This window comes from Streptomyces oceani, from assembly GCF_001751245.1.
In the GTDB taxonomy this organism is placed as follows: domain Bacteria; phylum Actinomycetota; class Actinomycetes; order Streptomycetales; family Streptomycetaceae; genus Streptomyces; species Streptomyces oceani.
This window is the reverse complement of sequence record NZ_LJGU01000113.1, coordinates 23,835-28,579: the sequence shown is the minus strand read 5'-3', so window position 1 is coordinate 28,579 and position 4,745 is coordinate 23,835. Positions and strand designations below refer to the sequence as shown.

The following is a 4,745-nucleotide window of genomic DNA, read 5'->3' as shown; positions in this document are numbered from 1 at the left end:
CCGCGCCCGCCGCGCCCGCCGTGCCCGTGCCGCCCAGCAACAGCCCGCCCCCGCCCAGGGCAGCCGCCTTGAGCAGGGTCGAGCGCCTGATGCCGGGACGGCTCGGGGAGTTGTCCGGGGTGGGTCTCTCGCCGATGCCGCTGTCGTCGTGAACTCGCATGGTCACACTCCCACAATGAGGAAATCGATTGCACAGGAGATTTCAACAACCAGCCCTCCTCGTCAATGGCTGTGCACGAATATCCGGAAACCGCTCCCCTATGACGTGTCGGCACACCGTCTATGGTTCCCACCCACGCCCGCGCCGGCTCCGATGTGGTGTCCCGTCACGTTTCGGGTCGCTCCAGCCCTCCCTACGGTGACCGCCAATCGAGCCGAACCGGATGGGGAGGTTGGCGCAATGACGCCCAACTCAAGGCAACGGAAAGCGAGTTCAACCACTCGACGCCCAGGGCGAACGCACACCCGAGCCAAGCTGCACGGCAGTCTCGCCGCGATCGGCGCGCTGGTCGCCGGCGCCCTGGTGTTCGGGCCCGCGCCCGCCGCGCAGGCCGAGACGCCCATCGAGGAGGTGGCGGACTTCGGACAGAACCCAGGCGATCTGGGCATGTACGTCTACGAGCCCGCCTCGCTGCCCGAGAACGCCCCCGTAGTCGTCGCGATGCACGGCTGCACCCAGAGTGCCCAGGTGTACGCCGACAACTCGGGCCTCAGCAAGATGGCCGACGAACACGGCTTCCTGCTCGTCCTCCCGCAGACCGGCGGCTCCAACAACCCCAACAACTGCTTCAACTGGTTCCAGGGCACCGACAACAAGCGGGACCAGGGCGAGGCCGCCTCCGTACGCCAGATGGTCGCGCACGCCGAGGAGGCGTACGGCGCGGACGCGAAGCGTACGTACGTCACCGGCCTGTCCGCCGGCGGCGCCATGACCTCGGTGATGCTCGCGACCTACCCGGAAGTCTTCGAGGCGGGCGCGGTCGTCGCCGGACTGCCGTACGACTGCGCCAGCGGCTCCAGCCCGTTCATCTGCATGAGCCCGGGTGTGGACCAGAGCCCGGAGGAGTGGGCGCAGCGGGTCAAGGACGCGGCACCGGACCACCAGGGTCCGTGGCCTCGTGTGGCGATCTGGCACGGCGATGAGGACGGCACGGTCGTGCCCATGAACGCGGACGAACTGCGGGACCAGTGGACGGCGGTGCACGGCGCCGACCAGAAGCCGGACAGTACGTCCACCATCGGCCCCAACGACACCCAGCGGGAGCGGTACCAGAACGCGGACGGCGAGCCCGTCGTCGAGGTGGACCGCGTGCCCGGCATCGACCACGGCACACCCGTGGATCCCGGCAGCGAGGCGAAGCAGTGCGGCGCCACCGGCACCGAGCACTTCATCGACTCGATCTGCTCCAGCTACTGGATCACCGAGTTCTTCGGCATGACCGGCGGAGCCTCCCGATGAGCAGACACACCCGGATTCGCGGGCGGTTGGCCGTCCTCACGGTCGCGCTGCTCGCCGGATCGGCACTCCCGGCCGCCGCCCCCGCGGCGGCCGGGGTGGGGGAAGCCGCCCCCGCGCCAGGCGAGGGCGCGGCCTGCCCGGACCGTACGCCCCACCTGCGGGTGCCGGGAGCGGAGCACCAGCGGGTGGCCTGCCTGGACGAGCTGACCACCGCCGGAACAGTCGACTCCGGTCACACCGACAAAGCCGACTGGGCCGGCCTCACCCCGAAGGATCTGCGAACGCCCCGCGGCGTGCCCGGCATCCAGCTCGACGGCTACTTCCCGGACAGCTCGCACGGCAACACCAACCACGGCTGGCGGCACGACTCCCAGTTCGTGATCCGGCTGCCGCACGACTGGAACGGCGGCCTCGTGGTCACCGGCTCGTCCGGCAACCGCGAGCAGTACGCCAACGACCGCGCCATCGGCGACTGGGCGCTGGCCCGTGGCTACGCCTTCGCCGCCACCGACAAGGGCAACACCGGTGCGAAGTTCTACCGGGACGGCGACCGGCCGGGTGACGCGATCGCCGAGTGGAACACCCGGTTCACCCAACTCACCCGCGCCGCCCGCGCGGTGATCGCTCAGCGGTACGGCCGCCCGCCGGCCCGTACGCTCGCCACCGGCCTGTCCAACGGCGGCTACCTGGTCCGCTGGCAGCTGGAGAACCGCCCCGAGTTGTACGACGGCGGGGTGGACTGGGAGGGCACCCTCTGGCGCGGCGACGGACCGAACCTGCTGACCTTCCTGCCGCCCGCGCTGCGGTACTACCCGGACTACGCGGCCGGTGGCCCCGGCGCCGACCGGGCGCATGGGAAGATGCTGGCCGCCGGCTATCCGGCCGGCAGCGAGTTCCTGTGGCCGTTCCACCACGACAACTACTGGGACGTGACCCAACGGACCTACCGCGAGGAGCTGGACCCGGGATACGACGGCTCGACGGAGGCCGGCACCCCGTACTGCGCGCCGGGCACGCCCGACTGCGACGCCGACTACGACTACCACTCCCGGCCACCGGAGGTCCGCGCGGCGGTGGAACGCATCGGCCTGACCGGGCGGATCGGCAAGCCGTTGCTCACCGTGCACGGTACCCGGGACGTGCTGCTGCCGATCAGTGCCAGCTCGGACGCGTACGCCCGCATGGTGCGGGAGGCAGGCCGGGGCGAGCTGTTCCGGTACTACCGGATCGAGGACGGCACGCACACCGACGCGCTCTTCGACGAGTTCCCGGAGCGGCTTCGCCCGCTGGTGCCCTGCCACCGCTCCGCCTTCCGCGCGCTGGAGGGCTGGCTCGCGCGGGGCGAACAGCCGCCCGCGAGCCGTACGGTGCCCCGGCCCGCCGACGCCGGACGGGCGGAACTGTTGACGGAGTGCCGACTGTCGGGGAGCTGAGGCGCGTATCACATGGCGTCGCTTCGGGGAGGGCACCCAGGATGGTGTCATGGCCGATGTCCTGCTGCCCTTCCTCGGCGCCTGCCTGCTGATCGCTATGTCACCCGGGCCGAGCACGGTACTGATCATCCGTAACTCCCTGCGAAGCCGACGTAGCGGCCTACTGACCGTGTTGGGCAACGAGACCGGGGTTTTCGTCTGGGGCGTGGTCGCCGCCTGCGGCCTGACAGCGCTGCTGGCGGCCTCCCAGCTGGCGTACGACGTGCTGCGCGTCGTCGGTGCCGGGGTGTTGATCGTGTTCGGGGCGCAGACCCTGTGGGCCGCTCGGCGGGGCGGCGGCGTGGACCTGGGGGAGAGCGAGGGGGAGGACGAGCGGCGCTCGGGGTGGGGATCGTACTCCGCCGGACTGCTGATGAACCTGGCCAATCCGAAGGCGGCGCTTTTCGCGCTCTCCTTCCTCCCGCAGTTCGTCCCGGAGGGGGCGCCGCGGCTGCCGTACATGGTGGGGCTGGCGGCGCTGTGGGCGGTGTTCGAGGTCGGGTACTACGCGGGGTACGTCTGGGGGGTGGGCCAACTCCGGCGGTGGCTGGCTCGACCGGGGGTGCGGCGTCGGATGGAGCAGGTCTCCGGTGGGGTGCTGTTGGTGCTGGGCGCCCGACTGGCGCTGCAACCGGGACCGTGAGCCGTTCGTGAGCCAGGCCGCCGCTCACCGCCGTAAGCCGGCGCCGTCCGCGTCGTGCCGGGTCAGCCAGGGAAGCGGCGCACGTAGCGTCGCTGCCAGGGCGTCTCGACGGCATGCCGGTCGTAGTGCCGGCGTACGAACGACACCGCCTCGTCGCCCGGCACGCCGTCCAGCACGGCGAGGCAGGCCAGCGCGGTGCCGGTGCGGCCACGGCCGCCACCGCAGGCGACCTCCACGCGTTCGGCGGCGGCGCGCTCCCACACCTCCCGCAGCACCTCCCGGGCCCGGGCCCGGTCGCTGGGCAGCCGGAAGTCGGGCCAGCGCAACCACCGTGTCTCCCAGGGCAGTTCGGGCGGTTCCCCGCCCAGGAGGTACGCGCCGAAGGCGGGGGTCGCGCCCGCCGGCAGGGCCTTGCGGAGCCCTCGGCCCCGGACCAGGCGCCCGGAGGGCAGCGGTAGGACGCCGGGGGTGTCGGCTCGCCAGGTGGTCTCGCTCATCCGCGCACTCTACGTCCACCGGGGACACGTGCCGCCGTTCAGCGGAGCACCGCCGGTGACCGGGCGGGCAGTTGCAGGACTCCCTCGGCGTAGCGCGTCGCCGGGTCCCAGGCGGCGAGGAGTTCGCCGGACGCCTCCGGGAAGGACACCCGGGCCGTACGGTCCTCCGCCAGGTTGATCACGACGTGCAGCGGCCCGTTGTGCAGCGCCAGCCAGCCGGCGTCCTCGTCGAAGCGTACGGCGGCCTCGCCCAGCGGCGCGTGCGCGAGCGGCGGGTGCTGGTGGCGCAGGGCGATGAGTTGGCGGTGCCAGCGCAGCAGCCGGACGTGCGGTTCGCGGTGCGGCTCCGTCCAGTCCAGGCAGGAGCGGTCCCGGGTGGCCGGGGACTGCGGGTCGGGGAGGTCCGCGCCGTCCCAGCCGTGCGCGGCGAACTCCTGCCGGCGCCCGAGGCGTACGGCCTCCGCGAGAGCCGGGTCGGGGTGGTCGGTGAAGTACTGCCAGGGCGTCCGGGCGCCCCACTCCTCGCCCATGAACAGCATCGGCGTCATGGGGGAGAGCAGCACCAGCGCCGCCGCGCAGGCCAGCCGGCCGGGTGGGAGGGCGGCGGCGAGCCGGTCGCCGAGAGCCCGGTTGCCGATCTGGTCGTGGTTCTGCGCGTAGTGCACGAAGCGGTG

The 4,745-nt window shown here is 72.3% G+C and carries 5 protein-coding genes; 3 read left to right on the top strand and 2 right to left on the bottom strand.

Going from position 1 to position 4,745, the window contains the following annotated elements:
* Positions 1–400 precede the first annotated feature (400 nt).
* From AN216_RS05985 to AN216_RS05975, 3 genes are read left to right on the top strand one after another with little or no spacing between them, the layout of a single operon-like run.
* Positions 401–1,459 carry an extracellular catalytic domain type 1 short-chain-length polyhydroxyalkanoate depolymerase gene (locus AN216_RS05985; RefSeq protein ID WP_079166315.1) on the top strand — a complete coding sequence of 353 codons (1,059 nt, stop codon included), beginning with the start codon at positions 401–403 and terminating at the stop codon, positions 1,457–1,459.
* Positions 1,456–2,892, top strand: a complete 1,437-nt coding sequence (locus tag AN216_RS05980; RefSeq protein ID WP_070195546.1) for a 3-hydroxybutyrate oligomer hydrolase family protein — start codon at positions 1,456–1,458, stop codon at positions 2,890–2,892. Before AN216_RS05985 ends, AN216_RS05980 begins: the two co-directional genes overlap by 4 nt.
* Positions 2,893–2,941: 49 nt before the next feature.
* Positions 2,942–3,574 carry a LysE family translocator gene (locus AN216_RS05975; RefSeq protein WP_070195545.1) on the top strand — a complete coding sequence of 211 codons (633 nt, stop codon included), beginning with the start codon at positions 2,942–2,944 and terminating at the stop codon, positions 3,572–3,574.
* Between the two features lie 62 nt (positions 3,575–3,636).
* On the opposite strand, the gene AN216_RS05970 is transcribed toward AN216_RS05975, so the two are convergent.
* Both AN216_RS05970 and AN216_RS05965 read right to left on the bottom strand, forming a co-directional pair.
* Complete coding sequence (locus AN216_RS05970; RefSeq protein WP_070195544.1) at positions 3,637–4,071, bottom strand: protein-tyrosine phosphatase family protein; 435 nt, start codon at positions 4,069–4,071, stop codon at positions 3,637–3,639.
* A gap of 38 nt (positions 4,072–4,109) precedes the next feature.
* Positions 4,110–4,745 (bottom strand): DUF3459 domain-containing protein (locus tag AN216_RS05965; protein WP_139140869.1); only part of this gene is annotated, 636 nt, incomplete at its 5' end.

Excerpts from the sequence above, each read along its gene's own strand:
- AN216_RS05985 (WP_079166315.1), top strand. The coding sequence starts at position 401 with ATGACGCCCAACTCAAGGCAACGGAAAGCGAGTTCAACCACTCGACGC.
- AN216_RS05980 (WP_070195546.1), top strand. The coding sequence starts at position 1,456 with ATGAGCAGACACACCCGGATTCGCGGGCGGTTGGCCGTCCTCACGGTC.
- AN216_RS05975 (WP_070195545.1), top strand. The coding sequence starts at position 2,942 with ATGGCCGATGTCCTGCTGCCCTTCCTCGGCGCCTGCCTGCTGATCGCT.
- AN216_RS05970 (WP_070195544.1), bottom strand. The coding sequence starts at position 4,071 with ATGAGCGAGACCACCTGGCGAGCCGACACCCCCGGCGTCCTACCGCTG.